Genomic DNA, 15,619 nt, shown 5'->3' on the forward strand with positions numbered 1-15,619 from the left:
AGAAAACACTCCGGTGCGCCCCTACTTTCGCTTCAACGCCTTTTTTTAAAAGCATTGATTTGATGCCAGATACAGACAATCACAGCGAACAGACTCAAGCTATTTTGGCTCTTGCGCCAGCCATTTTGGGATCGAACTTATTGGCCGTATATCTGCACGGCTCGGCAGTAGCCGGTGGGCTTCAGCCACAAAGCGATCTGGATTTTCTGGCGGTGGTCGATGCACCAATGACAGATGCACAGCGGCAGGATTTGATTGCGGCTTTGCTGCCGGTTTCTGCTCCTCATCCTGCCGTGCCTGGCGGTGCGCGTTGTATTGAGCTGGTGGTATGGCGTCTGTCGGATCTTCAAGGCGATGCGTACCCTGCGAGGGTGGAATTCATTTACGGGGAATGGCTGCGCGACGCCTTTACTGCTGGGGATTTGTCCGAGGCAGGCTCGGACCCCGAGTACACCTTGCTTCTGGCACAGGCCCGTCAGCAGGCCCATTTGTTGTGGGGGCAGGATGTGTGGGCATCGGTCCCAGCTACTTCCATAGAGCATATCCGACAAGCGATGCGGGATGGCTTGGTGCCTTTGCTGGGCGGATTGCAAGGGGATGAGCGCAATGTCCTGCTGACGCTTGCGCGGATGTGGCGTACTGCGGTGAAAGGCGATTTCGTGAGCAAGGAGCAAGCTGCGGATTGGGCGATTCCTCAGCTATCGCCTGTACAGGCGGATACCTTGGACTATGCTCGTCGAGCCTACCTGGGAGAGCTTACCGATACGTGGACGGAGCGCTCCGAGCAAGTGGAGCAGTTGGCTCAAGGCTTGCTGGGTCGCATCAGACAAGCCTTGTAAGTGGTGGTTTTAGTCTTGCTGCCCAGCGCCTTACCTACTTACCAAGGGCTCAATGTCCAACCCCCATTTTTATAGTCCAGCCTTTCTGTTAGTCCCAGATTGTTCATAAAAGCATCGTCATGCGACACCACCATCAGTGCGCCTTGGTAGCTGCTGAGCATCGTTTCCAAGGCTAAGGTGGAGGGCAAGTCCAGATGGTTACTGGATTCGTCCAGCAGCAATAGCTGTGGTGGCGGGTCCGCGTACAGGACGCAAGCTAGGGCGGCCTTCAAGCGCTCGCCACCACTTAATGCGCCGCTAGGGCCGGTGACTTTCTGGGCATCAAGGCCCAGCTGGGCCAAACGCATGCGCAGATCGGCCTCGCTGCTTTTACGGTTGAGCTCTTGTATCTGCTCCAGCACCGTTTTCTTGGGGTCCAAGTCCGCCAAACCCTGATCCAGATAGACGTTGTGCGCCACTACTTTGCGGCTGCCAGCCACAGGCTCGACTTGTTCCGCGATGAGCTTGAGAAGCGTGGATTTACCGCAGCCGTTCGGACCTATCACGCCCACCCGTTGCTGGCCGCTTAAAAGCAGATTGATGGGGGTTTGGCTGTTTGTGATGAAAGGTAGCACCACGTCGTTCAACTCTACGACACGTTGCCGTGTCAGAGGCATCAAGGGAAGGGCGTGTAGATTGATGGCCAAGTCTTTATCAATTTGCTCGGCGGCTTCCTGGACTCGCTGTGCAAGCTGTTTTTGTGCCGTGGCATGCTGCTGCCGCAACTTGCCCGTAGTGGCTTCACTGCGGCCTTTTTGCCTGTCCAGCAAGATCTTGGCTTGATTGGCTTGCTTGCCGTGTTGATTGCCCCGCGCCTGCCGGCGTTCTTGTCGCTGACGTTGTTCCTGCATGGCACTTTCTGCGCGCTGTCGCTCCAGCTTGTGGTGGTCCAGTTGATCGATCGCGTTTTGTTGTCCCAGCGCTTTTTGCTGGGCATAGTGGCTGTAATTGCCCCCGTAGCTGCGCAGCCCCAGGGTGGATAGCTCAACAATCCGCTCCATGGTGTCCAGCAGTTGCCGGTCATGACTGACCACCAGCAAACCATAAGGCCAGCTCCGTAGCTGTTCGATCAAGGCAAGGCGGTTGTCACGGTCCAGATGATTGCTGGGTTCGTCCAGGATGAGAAAGTCAGCCTGGTATAGCAGCGCATTAATCAGGGACACCCGCATGACCTGGCCACCGCTGAGTGTGTCGGCGGGTGTCTCGGCGTCCAGATGTCCCAGGCCGTTGCGCTCCAGCGCCTCTTGCAATTGTTGCCGAATATCCCAGCGGTCTTCGATCAGGTTGAAGTCTTCCACGGCACTGCTGCCGGCTTCGATACGGCTGAGAGCATCCAAACTTGGGCCTACCCCCGCCAGATCGGCCACGCGTAAGCCAATGACAGAGGCCACTTGCTGCGCCAGATAATGCACTTTGCCTGAACGCAGGCAGCGCCCGCTGCTGGGCTGAATTTGCCCGGCAAGGATTTGCGCCAGAATGGTTTTGCCCACGCCATTACGCCCGACCAGGCCCGTACGCCGCGAGTCGAATGTTTCGTTCAGTTGGGAAAACAGAGTCTTGCCCTGGGGCAAGGTATAGGACACGCCTTCCAGAGTCAGATAAGGATTCGTCATAGATGATCCGATTAATGCCAAGAACTCCCCTGCGTAGTGGGGGCGGGTGGAGACTGGCCGTCAAAGAGACGGCGGCATTAATGGCGCATGGGACGAATACCTCTCGGGAAATGAATCGAAGCAATACTATAAAAGTATTTCGCCTGTCAGGTAAAGAGGGCCCTGGCGGATCGTGCCGCGTTAGCCAGGAAAGTGTTATTTCCCGACGCTGGGTGCCGGACTGTAAATGCAGTTTATTTCTGGCCTCTTATTCAATACAGTGGAGTCATTCGCTTCCCGCCTGGGTTTTGTGTCATACCGCGCAACCAGGCCCTTTCTACCGGGGGGAGCCCACACCATCTTGAAGGAATGTAATGGATACGTTCAATCTACCCACCCGTTCGATTGTGTATGTGCAGGATGTGTATTGTGGTTGGTGCTGGGGCTTTGCAAGCCGTATCGTTGAATTTGAGGCCGCCAACAAGCACCGAGTGCCTTTCACGGCTGTGTCAGGAGGGCTATTCGTGGGTGAGCGGGCGGCTCCCATGTCCCAACACCCGTATATCCCGGAGGCCAATAAGCGCATTGCTCAAATGACAGGAGCAACTTTTGGCCAACCGTATCAAGCCCTGTTTGAAGACGGTACGGCGGTGATGGATTCGCTTGATGCTGCTATCGCTGTCGCTGTCTTGCGCGACCAAGACCCGACTCGTGCCATTCACTGGGTACACGAGTTGCAAAAGGCGTTTTATCTGAATGGTCGTAGCCTGTCTGATCAGAAAACCTGCCTGGACATTGCGGCTGCTAATGGATTGGAGATTGAGGCGGCGCGGCGGGATCTGACAGACGGGTCTGGCAAGCAGCAAGCCCTGGCGGACTTTGCTCTGGCTCGCGCCTTGGGGGTGCAGTCCTATCCAACTTTATTGTTTGTAGATGGCAAAAATGTAACGCCACTGCCAGCGGTAGGATCTTCTCTGGATAGTTTGAATCAGGCCCTGGACGCCATGCTGAGATAATCTGACGTTTCGGGCACGACCCTATTTATTCTGCGGCATCCGCGCCCAGCACGGATGCCGCAATTGCTTTGAATCAGCCAGTGCTTAGAAGCGATAAGCCGTATTCAGGTACAGGGCAGTCTGAGCACTGGTGGCCTTGCTCACTTGCGTGCTGATACCGGCTCCCAGTGACCATTTGCTGCTCAGCTGGCCCACGGCACCCAGTTCAAGCAGGCCGGTGTCACGCACCCGTTCCTGGCCTGTGGGCAGGTAAAAGTGGCGATTGTTGTAGACGCCATCTTGCAGATGGGCTCCCAGTTGTTCAGCAGGCTTCTTGAACTCGTGCAGCCACTCAGCAGAAGCATAGACGGACCACTGACTACTGACGGCCACATTGATCTGGTAGCCCAGGCTGCTTTGAACAGAGGTCTGATCCTGGGCATCGAAACCCATGGAGGTGGACTGACCCTGACCATCTTCAGACAAGGCTTTGATCTTGGACTTTTGCATGCTCAGGCTCAAGAGCGGACCGTGTGTGACGGCGCCGCTTTGCCAGTCGTAGCCCGTGGCAATCTTGCCGCCAAACTGATGACCGCCTGCTTTTGCCTGATGCTCGCGCGTAGCCGAACCTAGACGCAGATGGCGGCGGGTCTTGTTATCCAAGTCGGTGTAGAAAAGCTGTGTGTTGAGCCACAGATTGTCTGCCTGCCAGCGTCCGTACAGGCCGGCTGACTGACGTTTCTGGGTATATGTGCCGTCTTCTTCTGTGTCTCCATCCAGATTCTCGTAGGACAGATAGGCACCCACCGTCCATGCGTCCAAGCGCTGATCCAGACCCAGCTTCCAAGAGCCCTGTGTCCCATCCAGGCTGGCATTTTTACTGCTGCTATTACCATTGACGGCCTCCCCCTGAGCCCAGACAGACAGGCCCTGCTCTTGTGAAGCGCTGACCGTTTGCAAGCGGCGGTCAATATGCTGCATTTGCATCTGCCCGGCGGTATTGGCGGCAGAAGCCAGCATGGCCACCTGGCTGGGAGCGCTCACTACAGCGTAGGCATAATCCGCAATAACACCATGACCGCCGGAAGTGGGGTGTACGCCGTCGGCGAACATATGGCTTTGGTCTGCACCGGGGGCAACCAGATCCGCTGGCGTACACAGGCGAGAAGACATACCGCCGCAAGCGGGCGTATTGACGTTGTTAAACCCGTAGGCTTGTGGGTCGGCGGCCACTTCATGCAAGAGCGCCGAGACATTCAAGGGAATGATGTTGGCGGAATTGCTATTTAGCTGTTGAGTGAAGGCCTGGTTGTAGCTGTCACTGAGCAAGGTAGCCAGTCCGGCGCTGATGGGCGAACCCGAGAATTCTGGGGTCATGCCCAGGTCTGGGATGTTGGGGACCAGAATGTAGCGTGCACCCGCTTGCGACAGGCTGCTGATCAGCGCTGATTGATTGCCTACGGACTCTGCCACGATTTGGGACATGTTGAACGGGTCCTGCACGGCAGCAAACAGATCATTCGCGCCTCCCCATACGGTGTATAGCGCTTGTCCGTCCAAGCGTCCGTTATGAGCGGCCAGCAACTGGGCTGTTTGATTCGTCATGGCAGGAAGAACGGGGTTGCTAGGGCTAACCGGACTAGAGGGGTCAAGCCGCTCATCAACCGCCACACGCGCACCACCTACTGCGTAGTTACTACCACCCTGATTGCTGGGGGCGGCATCCGTGCCCAGCTTTTGGGCCAGTAGCTGAGACCAGACCTGACCTGGGTTGGTGGTGAAGCGCGAGCCGAACTGACCGCTGTCGCTCAGGCTATCGCCAATGAAGTAGGTATTGGAAAAAGCCTGGGCCTGTGTCCCGGCATGCAGGGCCATTAAGGCCAGGGCAAGACAAGTTTTTTTCATGGGGCAGCCATTAAATAGAAAGTCTCCGAGTGACAGGTTCTGAGAAGCCCTGTGCTCTTTGTATCGTGGCGTTCTGCGTGGAAGCGTCGCTCGGATCAAGTAGGGATAAAAGAAGGGTGAAATCGCTCCCTATCATAGAGAGGGGGCGTTTATTCTGGCTGGGGGAGAATCAACGCTGTAGCTGCAGGCTGCCGAATGCAGACAGGTTGGGCTTACGGCAATAAAAAACGCCATGCAAGAGCATGGCGTTTTTTATTGTGGGGATTTTCTGTGGTTTAACAGCGAACCAGAGGCGCCACACACACATTGGGGTTCTCGGCCAAGGGGATGAACTTCATGGAGCCACCGTCATAGGCGTCGATCGTGCCCGACTCAATGTCGTAAACCCAACCGTGCAAGGTCAAGCGGCCTTCGGACATGGCCAGACGCACGGAAGGGTGGGTCTGGATATTGGCCAGCTGGGCCACGACGTTCTCGCGCACCATGGAGGAGATGCGCTCTTGCTCGTTGGCGTGGGTACGTGACTCATTGACCAGACGGGCCGAGTCCGCGTAGCGCAGCCAGTGGTCCACCGCCGGCATGTGATCCAGGCACTGACAGGTGGCAATGGCCGTCATGGCACCACAGTCAGAGTGACCACAAATCACGATATCGGATACGCGCAGGGCGGAGACTGCGTATTCCACCGAGGCCGTTACACCACCAGGTTCAGGGCCGTAGGAGGGAACGATATTACCCGCGTTGCGAATGACGAACAGATCGCCTGGTTCGCGCTGTGTAACCAGCTCGGGGACCAAACGGCTATCGGAGCAAGAAATAAATAAAGCGCGGGGGTTTTGATGGGTGGCCAGATTTTTAAACAGCTTGGCGCGCTTGGGATAGGCTTCCCGTTGGAACTTCAGAAAACCGTCGATAATGTCTTTCATCCTTGTCCTCGTTATTCGGCTTAGGCTGAAGATTACCGCGTCAAGGTCATAAGGTAAAATACCGATTTCTGATGCTTTCAATTGGGTTTACTTATACAAAGGCCCCTTATGCTTTTGCGCCATCTTAATTATTTTCTGGCAGTTGCTCAGTATCAAAGCTTTACCCGCGCTGCGCGCGCCTTGCATGTGTCGCAGCCCGCTCTGTCACAACAGGTGCGCCAGTTAGAAGAACACTTAGGGGCCCAATTGTTTGATCGCACCGGGCGTCTGGTGCGCCTGACCGATGCCGGTGAAGTCTATGTGCGCTATGCGCGTCAGGCTTTGCAGGATCTGGAGGAAGGGCGACGTGCGCTGCATGATGTCAGCGACTTGAGCCGGGGCTCTTTGCGGGTAGCGGTTGCGCCTACCTTTACCTCGTATTTGATTGGCCCTTTGGTGGAGGCCTTCCACCGCCGTTATCCCAATGTGCGTCTGGTCTTGCAAGAGATGTTGCAAGAGCGTGTTGAAACCCAATTGGTTGAGGACGAATTGGATATCGGCATTGCGTTCGAGAAACCAACATCGGCCGCCGTGGAGTTCCAGCCTTTATTGGTAGAGACGCTGGCTTTGGTCTTGAGTCGTACCCATACTCTGGCCGAGCGTCGCAGCATTGATAGGGAAGCGTTGATGCGCGAATCCCTGGTCTTGTTGACTCCTGAGTTTGCGACTCGTGGGCAGATCGAGCGCCACTGCCGTCAGCATGATCTGGATTTGAATGTGCTGATGGAATCCAATTCGCTCAATGCCGTGATCGAAGTGGTGCGGCGTACCGGATTGGCCACCTTATTACCGGCCGCTATTGCGAATAATAGCGAGTATCTGGTGGCCGTCAGCCTGGACCCGGCCCCGCCTCAGCGGCGGGCCATTCTTATGCAGCGCAAGGGGGCGTATCAGTCTGCGGCGATGCGCGCTTTTATCGAGCTGGCCCTGAAATACGGCGCAGCATCGACGTTTTAATTCAGGTGTCTGGCAGAGCGAGGCCCGCGCTCTGCTTCAGGCCCCTTACAGCGTCACTACGACACTTTGTTCCAGAGGACGCAACTCGCTTTCCACAGCGGTTTTGCCGTCGTTCAGATGGGCAACCAGATCTACCGTGGTAGAAATACGCGTCAACATCAAACAGGCAACTTCGCCACCCGCCACACGGCTGCTATGCCAGCAGCCAGGGCGCATGCAGACCCCTTGGCCTTGCGGAATCACAAAGGCTTTCAGGGTGCTCAGGTCTGGGCCACCCTCTGGCTTGCTATCGGCAACAATGTGAATGACTTCGCCTGTCAGCGGGATCAGTGCCTGTTGTGTCAGCAGGTGGTTTTCCAGGGCCGTGATATTGGGGTCCTGAATCCGGTAATTCACCCACAGCACTTCAGTTTGGCCATTTGGGCCTGTGTCAAAAGTGTGTTCGTGCCAGAAGTCAGTGGCCGCATTGCTGAAAGCGGCGCTGGCCGGGGCGGTGTCCAGACCTTTGCCCAGCATCCAGCCATAGGGAGCAAAGGCGTCAGGGCTAAGGGCTTGGGGGGTCAGCGTGATAGGGGCGTTCATGATCAATAACAAAAGAAATTCGTAACGGCAGCATCTTAGCAAGAATGTCGGCAGCCGCCTGGAACTGTCCTAGATCAATAAGCTTGGGATTTGTCCGGGTTTTGCGGAACTAAGTCTGTGATCCCCTGTCTTGAAGGAGGCTCGGCTTTACTTAGCGAGCTAATTCAAGCCGCCTGTTCGTTGGGCGGCTTCGCTCTATCTGCTTTCTTGAAGAGGGGTTGCCGTGCTCCAAGCTGTTTCGCTGACCTGTAGACGGGGACAGCGCCGTGTGTTTTCTGATCTGAGCCTAAGGCTGGAGGCAGGCCAATGCTGTTTGGTCAGCGGCCCCAATGGCAGCGGTAAAACCAGCTTGTTGCGCATCCTGGCCAATATCGCCCAAGCGGATGCCGGTCAGTTGATCTGGCGTGATCGCGTGGTGCAGCGTAATGACAGCGAATATCGGCAGCAGCTTGTGTATGGCGGGCATGCGCCTGGTTTGAATGGCAGCCTGTCGGTTCAGGAGAACCTGGATAGCCTGCTTTTGCAGGATCGCGTGTCTTTGGAACCCGAGGCCTGTGATCAGGCTTTGTTGGCAGGTGGTTTGCTGGCATACCGCCGTGTCCCCGTGCGGCAGTTGTCCGCCGGGCAACGTCGACGGGTTTTTTTGGTGCGGCTGTCCTTGAGCAAGCGTCCCTTGTGGATTCTGGACGAGCAACTGACGGCTTTGGATAGTGCAGGCCAGAAGTTTCTAGGCGACTTGATTTCGCAGCATCTGCAAAACGCGGGGGCCGTCATTCTTACCAGTCACCAGACCCTGCCCTGGGCCCTGAACGTGCAGCAACTGGATCTGGGGGCGGCATGCTAAGCCTGTTGTTGGCCTTGATGAAGCGCGAGTGGCGGCTGGCAATGCGCCGCCCTGGCGATGTGCTCATTCCCCTGGTTTTCTTCCTGGTGGTGTGCAGCTTGTTTCCCTTGGGCGTGGGGGCTGATGCCGCTCTGCTGTCCAAAATGGCACCGGGTGTGCTGTGGGTTTCGGCGCTCTTGGCCACCTTGCTTTCGCTGAGCCGCTTATTTGAGCAAGACGAGCAAGATGGCGCGTTGGAGCAAGTCCTGTTTTCTCATTTGCCCCTGAGCCTTTGGGTCTTGGGCAAGGTGTTGGCCCATACTTTTCTGACAGGTGTGCCCTTGTTGTTGCTGGCTCCCATTTTGGGCCTGCAATTTAGCTTGCCCACGGCCAGTCTGGGCGTGTTGATGTTGTCGCTGGCCCTTGGCTTGCCCGTGCTGACCTTGTTAGGGGCTATTGGTGCTGCGTTGGTATTGGGTTTGCGTTCGGCCGGGGTATTACTGGCTTTGTTGATTTTGCCCTTTTACGTTCCCGTGCTGGTTTTTGGGGCGGGGGCGGTGCAGGCGGTTCAGGCCGGTCTGGGTGCGCAGGCGCATCTGTCCGTTTTGGCTGCTTTTTTACTGTTGGCTTTGTTCTTTGCGCCGCTGGCAACTGCTGCGGCGCTGCGCCTTGCTCTTGAGTAAATTTCATGAACTTTTTGTATCGCTACGCCGCTCCTCAAAACTTCTATGTCCTGGCCGGACGCATTGTGCCTTGGGCTGCCATCCTGGCCTTTCTACTGTTTCTGGTCGGCGCCTACGTTGGGTTTTTTCTAGCCCCCACGGATGCTCAGCAGGGCGAGGGCTATCGCATCATTTTTCTGCACGTTCCAGTCTCCTGGATGTCCATGCTGATCTATCTGGCCATGGGTTTCTGGTCCTTGCTCTGTCTGGTGTTTAACAGCCGCACTGCCGCCATGATGGCCGCTGCCCTGGCACCGACCGGCGCCATTTGCACAGTTTTGTCGCTCGTTACAGGTGCCTTGTGGGGCAAGCCCATGTGGGGGGCCTGGTGGGTGTGGGACGCCCGGCTGACTTCCGAATTGTTGCTGCTGTTTTTGTATATGGGCTTTATGGGTTTGCGCGGCGCAATTGATGATCCACGCCGCGCTGATAAAGCCGCTTCCATTCTGGCCTTGGTCGGGGTGGTGAATGTGCCGGTGATTTATTTCTCGGTGCAGTGGTGGAACACCTTGCACCAGGGGGCCTCGGTATCGCTGACCAGCTCGCCGTCCATGGCTACGGTCATGCTGACGGGCATGTTGCTGATGAGTCTGGCCATGTGGTGCTACAGCATTGCCATCGCACTGTACCGGGTACGCAATTTGATTCTTGAACGCGAGGCGCATACCGCCTGGGTTCGCAACTTGACGGAGGGCTGATGATGCATTGGTCGAGTGTGGGCGACTTTTTCGCCATGGGCGGTTACGCCGTATATGTGTGGGGCTCGGTTCTGGCCTGTACCGTGTTGATGCTGGGCGAAGTGCTCAGCGTCCGGGCAGGCCGTGCACGTGCCTGGCAACGGGTACGCGATGAGCGTGCCTTGGGGGATAGCCGTCATGACTAAGCGACAGAATCGCCTGGTGCTGATCCTGGGAGCCTTGATCGTGCTGGGTGCTGCTACGGCCCTGATTCTGAATGCCTTTCAAAGCAGTCTGGTGTTCTTTTTCACTCCTACCGAAGTCAGCGAAGGTAAGAGCCCGGAAAACCGGACGTTTCGGGTGGGTGGCATTGTGCAAATGGAAAGCATCCGCCGGGGTGGCAATCAAGGTATGGCCGTGAACTTTGTGATTACCGATGGCGCGGCTCTGGTGCCCGTAAGCTATACCGGCATCTTGCCCGACCTGTTCCAGGAAGGTAAAGGCGTTGTGGCTCAAGGCCGTCTGAATGAACAGGGCCATTTTGTGGCAGAAGAAGTGCTGGCTAAACACGACGAGAACTACATGCCACCCGAGGCCATGCACGCCATGGAACAAGCCGAGCGTGCCAAACAAGGAGCTCAGCCATGATTCCGGAACTTGGGCATTTTGCTCTGATCCTGACCTTTGTGCTGGCGCTGGCCCAAGGTGTGGTGTCTTTGTATGGCGCCTGGCGCGGAAATTTGGCCTGGATGGCATTTGCCCGTCCAGCCGCGCGCTGGCAGTTTGGTCTGGTAGCGTTCAGCTTGCTGTGTTTGGCCTGGTCTTTCGTCAGCTTTGATTTTTCGGTGGCTTACGTTGCTCAGAACTCAAGCACCAAGCTGCCTTTGTTCTATCGCATTGCTGCAGTCTGGGGCGGGCATGAAGGCTCGCTCTTGTTGTGGATGTTCATGCAAACGGGTTGGGCTTTTGCCGTCAGCGTGTATTCGCGCTCTTTGCCTGAAGCCATGCTGGCTCGGGTGCTGGGTGTGCTGGGCTTGATTACGGCAGGCTTTTTGCTGTTTGTATTGATCAGCTCCAACCCTTTTGAGCGCATGTTCCCGGTTCCGGCTGAAGGTCTGGATCTGAACACGCTGTTGCAAGACATTGGCCTGATTGTTCACCCGCCGCTGCTGTACATGGGTTACGTGGGCTTTTCCGTGGCTTTTGCCTTTGCGATTGCCGCCTTGCTGGCAGGCCGTCTGGATGCCAGCTGGGCGCGCTGGTCGCGTCCTTGGACAACCTCCGCCTGGTTGTTCCTGACGCTGGGCATTGCCGTGGGCAGCTGGTGGGCCTATTACGAATTGGGCTGGGGGGGCTGGTGGTTCTGGGACCCGGTAGAGAACTCCTCCTTCGTGCCCTGGTTGGCAGGAACCGCTTTGATTCACTCGCTGGCTGTCACTGAAAAACGAGGCAGTTTCAAAAACTGGACGGTCTTGCTGGCAATCAGCACCTTCTCCCTGTCCATCTTGGGTGCTTTCCTGGTGCGTTCGGGTGTGCTGACATCGGTACACGCTTTTGCTACCGACCCCGCCCGTGGCGTGTTCATCCTGGCCTTGTTTGCCGTGATTGTAGGCAGCTCCCTGATTCTGTTTGCCTGGCGTGCGCCTCGTGTGGGGGCGGGTGGTCAGTTTGCGGTGGTGTCGCGTGAATCCCTGCTGCTGGTAAACAACGTCTTGCTGGTAGTGGTGACAGGTACGGTCTTGTTGGGCACCTTATATCCCTTGATTATGGATGCCTTGGGCTTGGGCAAAATTTCGGTGGGGCCTCCGTACTTCAACAAGGTCTTTGTGCCTTTGATGATTCCGGCCTTGGTGCTGATTGTGTTTGGCGTCATGGCGAACTGGAAGCGGGCCAGCTTCATGGATATGCTGCGTCAGCTGTCTTTGGTCATTGTGTTCAGCGTCGTGCTGGGCGCGGCCATTCCGCTGTTCTACGGTCATTGGCAGGGCACAGCTGCTTTGGGCGCGGGTTTGGCGGTGTGGATCGTCTTAGGCAGCTTGTTTGATGTGGTCAAGCGTGTGCGTGCCACCCGTTCCGGCGTGTTCTCGCAGCCACGTAGTTGGCTGGGGCAGCATCTGGCGCATATGGGGGTGGCCGTGTTTGTCTTGGGGGTGACCATGGTCAGCCATTACGAGACAGAAACGGATGTTTTGCTGCAACCGGGGCAAACCGCTCAGGTGGGCGCTTATGACGCTCGCTTCCAAGGGGTTCGCATTGTGCCCGGCCCGAACTATTCGGCGGAACGCGGCACGGTGGAGCTGTTGCAGGACGGCAAAGTTGTCGCCACCTTGCATCCGGAAAAACGCACCTATCTGTCCTCGGCCTTGCCCATGACAGAGTCGGCAATCAATGCCAACGGTCTGCGCCATATTTATGTAGCACTGGGCGACAACTTTGAGCAGGGCGGCTGGAGCGTACGTTTGTACTACAAGCCCTTGGTGGACTTCATCTGGCTGGGTTGTTTGTTGATGGCTTTTGGCGGTGGTCTGGCAATCAGCGACCGACGCTATCGCGCTAAACAAACTCGCAGCGCTGCGCAGAGCAAACCCATCAATAAGCAGGTGCAGGCATGAACCGTTTTATCGTCCCCCTGATCGGCTTTGTGCTCTTGCTGGTCTTTTTGGGAATAGGCCTGACCTTGCGGCCTAGCGAGGTGCCATCGCCTTTGGTGGACAAACCGGCGCCTTCCTTTAGCCTGCCTCAACTGCACAATCCGGAGGCCAGTTTTTCGGGTGAGCAAATGAAAGGCCGTGTGTGGCTGCTGAATGTGTGGGCGTCCTGGTGCTATCCGTGTTTGACGGAGCATCCTTTCATCAAGGAATTGTCCACCCAGCACAAGGTGCCGGTTGTAGGTTTGAACTACAAGGATGTGCCTGAAGAAAGCCGCGAGTGGTTGCTGCGCAATGGCAATTCTTACGAAGTGTCGGTGATGGACAGAGATGGCCGTGTGGGTATCGATTTTGGTGTCTACGGCGTGCCGGAAACCTTTGTGATCGACAAGCAGGGCATTGTGCGTTTCAAGCATATTGGCCCTGTGTCGCGCGAATCGATGGAGGAAACCTTGTTGCCTTTAATTCGTCGTTTGGAGCAGCAGCCATGATGATGCGTCAATGGATGGCGGCACTGGCAGCCAGCTTGTGGCTGTTTGTGCCCTCTGCTCATGCCCAGGCGGCCGCGCCGCAGGGTGCTCAGGAATCCGTCATGCTGGAGATTGCTGCCGAGCTGCGTTGCCTGGTCTGCCAGAACGAATCAATTGCAGCCTCTCGTGCGGAGCTGGCTGTGGATTTGCGTCAGCAGATCATGGAGCAGTTGGGGCAGGGGCGCAGCCCGGATCAAATTCGTGGCTATATGGTGGACCGCTATGGCGACTTCATTTTGTATCGCCCGCCGTTCAAGTCCAGCACTTTCTTCCTGTGGCTTGGGCCTGCCTTTTTGCTGCTGGCAGGCTTTCTGGTTTATGCCTTTACCTTGCGTCGTCGCCGCCGTGCCGGTGATGACACGGCCCTGACCGAGCAACAACGCCGTCAAGCCGATGCCCTGTTGCAGGGATCTTCTCGGGATGAACAATCGTGACTATTGTTTTTTATGTTTTGGCCGCCGTCCTGGTGCTGGCCTGTGCGGGTTTTCTGATGCTCAGCGTCAAGCGCAAACCGGCCATGCAGCGTGTGGTGGAACACAAGCAGGCCAATCTGGCCATTTTGCGAGAACAGCTCAAGGAAATTGAACGGGACAAGCAGGCTGGTGTGCTGTCAGAGCAGGATTTTGAGCAGGCCCAGATGGATTTGCGCCAGCGTGTGCTGGAGGAAAATGAGGGCCTGAAAACCGAGCCAGCCATGCAAAATGGTGCCCCCAAGCTTGCCTGGACCTTGATGCTCAGCATTCCGGTCGCTGCTGTCGCTTTGTACTTTTATCTGGGTAATCCGCTCATGCTGGACCCGGCTGCGGTACAGCAGCAGGCCAATGCGCAACCGGTGGATATTGAGGCCATGGTGGCTCGCCTGGAGCAACGTCTGAAAGAGAATCCGGATGATCCTGGCGCCTGGTTGATGATGGCGCGTTCGCACCGTTATTACGGCCGTCACAAGGAAGCGGCAGAGGCCTATGCCAAGGCTATGCCGGTCGTGGACGGTGATCCGACAGCGCTGTCTGAATACGCGGAGTCCATGCTCTTGGCAGGGATGGATACGCTGGACGGTTTGCCGGGCCGTTTGGTCAAACGCTCGCTGGATTTGTACCCGGAAGAGCCATTGGGCCTGATGTTGGCCGGTGCCGCTGCCTTGCATAAGGAAAATTACCCTGCTGCGATCGACTATTGGGAGCGTTTGCTGGCGCAGTTCCCGGCAGACTCTGAAACAGCCAAGGTTGTGACTCAAGGCTTGCAACTGGCGCGCGAACGCATGCGTCTGCCAGCCGCGGCTGCTCCTTCCCCAGCTCCAGCGGCCCCTTGATATGGAAATGGTGTCTTTGGATTTGGGCTTGATCGCCCTGATAACTGCATTTTTAGCGGGGATGGCGTCGTTTCTGTCCCCTTGCGTCTTGCCGCTGGTGCCCGGCTATTTGTCCTATTTAGCCGGGGACGGGCAGGCCTATAAAGAGGTCAAACGCAGTCAGTTATTAGGACGCAGTGTTTGCTTTGTCGCGGGCTTTTCGCTGGTGTTTATTGCTCTGGGGGCCAGTCTGTCCTATCTGGGGCAGATGCTGATGGCGTATCGCTATGAGCTCAATATTGCGGCCGGGGTGATGGTGGCGCTGGCAGGGTTCAGTGTTATGGGTTTGCTGCGCATGCCCATGAGCCTGCAGCGCTATTACCGTTTCGAGTCAGGCAAGGCGGCTGGGCCAGGCGGGGCAACCGTGATGGGTTTGGCGTTCGGTTTTGGGTGGACGCCGTGCATCGGCCCCATTCTGGCCGGGATTCTCATGATGGGGGCCAGTACCGCCAGTGCGGGCAAGGCGAGCATTTTGCTGTCTGTCTATGCTCTGGGCTTGGGCGTACCGTTCATGCTCGCTGCCTGCTTTTTGACCCCGTTCCTGCAACGCATGACGCAAATTCGCAAAATTGGCCGTTATGTACGTTGGGGTGCCGGTCTGGTACTGATTCTGATGGGCTGGGCCATGGCAACGGGCGAACTGGCGCGCTTTGCCATCTGGGTGCTAAAAACCTTCCCGGTTCTGGGCCAGTTGGGTTAAGTCCGAAAATCTACGCAGCAATAAAAAAGGCCGGTATTAACCGGCCTTTTTTGTCACTGTATGGCTGGCACCTTGACGGTGCGTGGCATTTACAGTGCGCTGGGGGTGTAACCCGCTTCTTCGATGACTTTCAGGGCTTGTGCACCATCCAGACCTTCAACAGTAACCTGGTGCTTATCCAGGTCAGTGCTGACGGTAGCTTGAGGGGCGACGGCCTGAATGGCCTCGGTGATGCTGCGTACGCAATGACCGCAGGTCATGTCTGGAACGGAGAAGGTGGACATAGCTGACTCCTGT

18 protein-coding genes are annotated in these 15,619 nt (G+C 56.7%); 13 read left to right on the forward strand and 5 right to left on the reverse strand.

The genetic code is table 11. The features are described from left to right. Positions 1 to 62 precede the first annotated feature (62 nt). A complete protein-coding gene (locus tag AC1RSM_RS10385) occupies positions 63 to 839 on the forward strand; it encodes an aminoglycoside adenylyltransferase domain-containing protein (protein ID WP_492932201.1) in 777 nt (258 codons plus the stop codon). 38 nt (positions 840 to 877) lie between these two features. Here the strand turns inward: AC1RSM_RS10385 and AC1RSM_RS10390 are convergent, their stop codons facing one another. Next, complete coding sequence (locus tag AC1RSM_RS10390) at positions 878 to 2,491, reverse strand: ABC-F family ATP-binding cassette domain-containing protein (RefSeq protein WP_492932203.1); 1,614 nt, start codon at positions 2,489 to 2,491, stop codon at positions 878 to 880. Between the two features lie 353 nt (positions 2,492 to 2,844). Between AC1RSM_RS10390 and AC1RSM_RS10395 the strand changes: the two genes are divergently transcribed. Beyond that, positions 2,845 to 3,486, forward strand: a complete 642-nt coding sequence (locus AC1RSM_RS10395; RefSeq protein ID WP_492932205.1) for a DsbA family protein — start codon at positions 2,845 to 2,847, stop codon at positions 3,484 to 3,486. A gap of 84 nt (positions 3,487 to 3,570) precedes the next feature. Here the strand turns inward: AC1RSM_RS10395 and AC1RSM_RS10400 are convergent, their stop codons facing one another. Together AC1RSM_RS10400 and AC1RSM_RS10405 are read right to left on the reverse strand one after the other, a co-directional pair. After that, complete coding sequence (locus tag AC1RSM_RS10400) at positions 3,571 to 5,370, reverse strand: autotransporter domain-containing protein (RefSeq protein ID WP_492932207.1); 1,800 nt, start codon at positions 5,368 to 5,370, stop codon at positions 3,571 to 3,573. A 275-nt stretch (positions 5,371 to 5,645) separates the two neighbouring features. Next, positions 5,646 to 6,296, reverse strand: coding sequence for a carbonic anhydrase (locus AC1RSM_RS10405; protein WP_492932209.1), 651 nt, complete (start codon positions 6,294 to 6,296; stop codon positions 5,646 to 5,648). Between the two features lie 108 nt (positions 6,297 to 6,404). Here AC1RSM_RS10405 and cynR point away from each other — a divergent pair, with 108 nt between their 5' ends. Then, positions 6,405 to 7,292, forward strand: a complete 888-nt coding sequence (cynR, locus tag AC1RSM_RS10410) for a transcriptional regulator CynR (RefSeq protein ID WP_492932211.1) — start codon at positions 6,405 to 6,407, stop codon at positions 7,290 to 7,292. Between the two features lie 45 nt (positions 7,293 to 7,337). On the opposite strand, the gene AC1RSM_RS10415 is transcribed toward cynR, so the two are convergent. Then, positions 7,338 to 7,874, reverse strand: a complete 537-nt coding sequence (locus AC1RSM_RS10415; RefSeq protein ID WP_492932213.1) for an ureidoglycolate lyase — start codon at positions 7,872 to 7,874, stop codon at positions 7,338 to 7,340. Between the two features lie 223 nt (positions 7,875 to 8,097). On the opposite strand from AC1RSM_RS10415, the gene ccmA reads away from it, so the two are divergent. From ccmA to AC1RSM_RS10465, 10 genes are read left to right on the forward strand one after another with little or no spacing between them, the layout of a single operon-like run. Beyond that, the gene (gene ccmA / locus AC1RSM_RS10420) at positions 8,098 to 8,718 is read left to right on the forward strand and encodes a cytochrome c biogenesis heme-transporting ATPase CcmA (RefSeq protein WP_492932215.1); all 621 of its coding nucleotides are present in this window, start codon (positions 8,098 to 8,100) and stop codon (positions 8,716 to 8,718) included. Beyond that, a complete protein-coding gene (gene ccmB / locus AC1RSM_RS10425; protein WP_492932217.1) occupies positions 8,712 to 9,380 on the forward strand; it encodes a heme exporter protein CcmB in 669 nt (222 codons plus the stop codon). Before ccmA ends, ccmB begins: the two co-directional genes overlap by 7 nt. Before the next feature lie 5 nt (positions 9,381 to 9,385). Further along, positions 9,386 to 10,117, forward strand: coding sequence for a heme ABC transporter permease CcmC (gene ccmC / locus AC1RSM_RS10430; RefSeq protein ID WP_266121199.1), 732 nt, complete (start codon positions 9,386 to 9,388; stop codon positions 10,115 to 10,117). Next, on the forward strand, positions 10,117 to 10,302 hold the full coding sequence (ccmD, locus tag AC1RSM_RS10435; RefSeq protein WP_081045431.1) for a heme exporter protein CcmD: 186 nt from the start codon (positions 10,117 to 10,119) through the stop codon (positions 10,300 to 10,302). The genes ccmC and ccmD overlap by 1 nt, the downstream gene beginning before the upstream one ends. Continuing rightward, positions 10,295 to 10,744 (forward strand): cytochrome c maturation protein CcmE, encoded by a 450-nt coding sequence (ccmE, locus tag AC1RSM_RS10440; protein WP_492932220.1) that lies wholly within the window; start codon positions 10,295 to 10,297, stop codon positions 10,742 to 10,744. The genes ccmD and ccmE overlap by 8 nt, the downstream gene beginning before the upstream one ends. Continuing rightward, positions 10,741 to 12,708 (forward strand): heme lyase CcmF/NrfE family subunit, encoded by a 1,968-nt coding sequence (locus tag AC1RSM_RS10445; protein WP_492932222.1) that lies wholly within the window; start codon positions 10,741 to 10,743, stop codon positions 12,706 to 12,708. Before ccmE ends, AC1RSM_RS10445 begins: the two co-directional genes overlap by 4 nt. Next, on the forward strand, positions 12,705 to 13,235 hold the full coding sequence (locus AC1RSM_RS10450) for a DsbE family thiol:disulfide interchange protein (protein ID WP_492932224.1): 531 nt from the start codon (positions 12,705 to 12,707) through the stop codon (positions 13,233 to 13,235). Before AC1RSM_RS10445 ends, AC1RSM_RS10450 begins: the two co-directional genes overlap by 4 nt. Next, the gene (locus AC1RSM_RS10455) at positions 13,232 to 13,708 is read left to right on the forward strand and encodes a cytochrome c-type biogenesis protein (protein WP_492932226.1); all 477 of its coding nucleotides are present in this window, start codon (positions 13,232 to 13,234) and stop codon (positions 13,706 to 13,708) included. Before AC1RSM_RS10450 ends, AC1RSM_RS10455 begins: the two co-directional genes overlap by 4 nt. Next, positions 13,705 to 14,583 (forward strand): c-type cytochrome biogenesis protein CcmI, encoded by an 879-nt coding sequence (gene ccmI, locus AC1RSM_RS10460; protein WP_492932228.1) that lies wholly within the window; start codon positions 13,705 to 13,707, stop codon positions 14,581 to 14,583. Before AC1RSM_RS10455 ends, ccmI begins: the two co-directional genes overlap by 4 nt. 7 nt (positions 14,584 to 14,590) lie before the next feature. Then, the gene (locus tag AC1RSM_RS10465) at positions 14,591 to 15,322 is read left to right on the forward strand and encodes a cytochrome c biogenesis CcdA family protein (RefSeq protein ID WP_492932230.1); all 732 of its coding nucleotides are present in this window, start codon (positions 14,591 to 14,593) and stop codon (positions 15,320 to 15,322) included. 89 nt (positions 15,323 to 15,411) lie between these two features. Here the strand turns inward: AC1RSM_RS10465 and AC1RSM_RS10470 are convergent, their stop codons facing one another. Then, on the reverse strand, positions 15,412 to 15,606 hold the full coding sequence (locus AC1RSM_RS10470) for a heavy-metal-associated domain-containing protein (protein ID WP_492932232.1): 195 nt from the start codon (positions 15,604 to 15,606) through the stop codon (positions 15,412 to 15,414). Between the last annotated feature and the right edge of the window lie 13 nt (positions 15,607 to 15,619).

The organism is Alcaligenes sp. GW821-FHT11D07, from assembly GCF_058808495.1.

Bases quoted from the DNA above. Each gene is read 5' to 3' on its own strand.
- AC1RSM_RS10445 (WP_492932222.1), top strand. From the start codon at position 10,741: ATGATTCCGGAACTTGGGCATTTTGCTCTGATCCTGACCTTTGTGCTG.
- AC1RSM_RS10400 (WP_492932207.1), bottom strand. From the start codon at position 5,370: ATGAAAAAAACTTGTCTTGCCCTGGCCTTAATGGCCCTGCATGCCGGG.
- AC1RSM_RS10470 (WP_492932232.1), bottom strand. From the start codon at position 15,606: ATGTCCACCTTCTCCGTTCCAGACATGACCTGCGGTCATTGCGTACGC.
- AC1RSM_RS10455 (WP_492932226.1), top strand. From the start codon at position 13,232: ATGATGATGCGTCAATGGATGGCGGCACTGGCAGCCAGCTTGTGGCTG.
- ccmD (WP_081045431.1), top strand. From the start codon at position 10,117: ATGATGCATTGGTCGAGTGTGGGCGACTTTTTCGCCATGGGCGGTTAC.
- ccmC (WP_266121199.1), top strand. From the start codon at position 9,386: ATGAACTTTTTGTATCGCTACGCCGCTCCTCAAAACTTCTATGTCCTG.
- AC1RSM_RS10415 (WP_492932213.1), bottom strand. From the start codon at position 7,874: ATGAACGCCCCTATCACGCTGACCCCCCAAGCCCTTAGCCCTGACGCC.
- AC1RSM_RS10395 (WP_492932205.1), top strand. From the start codon at position 2,845: ATGGATACGTTCAATCTACCCACCCGTTCGATTGTGTATGTGCAGGAT.
- ccmE (WP_492932220.1), top strand. From the start codon at position 10,295: ATGACTAAGCGACAGAATCGCCTGGTGCTGATCCTGGGAGCCTTGATC.
- ccmB (WP_492932217.1), top strand. From the start codon at position 8,712: ATGCTAAGCCTGTTGTTGGCCTTGATGAAGCGCGAGTGGCGGCTGGCA.
- AC1RSM_RS10450 (WP_492932224.1), top strand. From the start codon at position 12,705: ATGAACCGTTTTATCGTCCCCCTGATCGGCTTTGTGCTCTTGCTGGTC.
- AC1RSM_RS10390 (WP_492932203.1), bottom strand. From the start codon at position 2,491: ATGACGAATCCTTATCTGACTCTGGAAGGCGTGTCCTATACCTTGCCC.
- cynR (WP_492932211.1), top strand. From the start codon at position 6,405: ATGCTTTTGCGCCATCTTAATTATTTTCTGGCAGTTGCTCAGTATCAA.
- AC1RSM_RS10385 (WP_492932201.1), top strand. From the start codon at position 63: ATGCCAGATACAGACAATCACAGCGAACAGACTCAAGCTATTTTGGCT.
- AC1RSM_RS10465 (WP_492932230.1), top strand. From the start codon at position 14,591: ATGGTGTCTTTGGATTTGGGCTTGATCGCCCTGATAACTGCATTTTTA.
- AC1RSM_RS10405 (WP_492932209.1), bottom strand. From the start codon at position 6,296: ATGAAAGACATTATCGACGGTTTTCTGAAGTTCCAACGGGAAGCCTAT.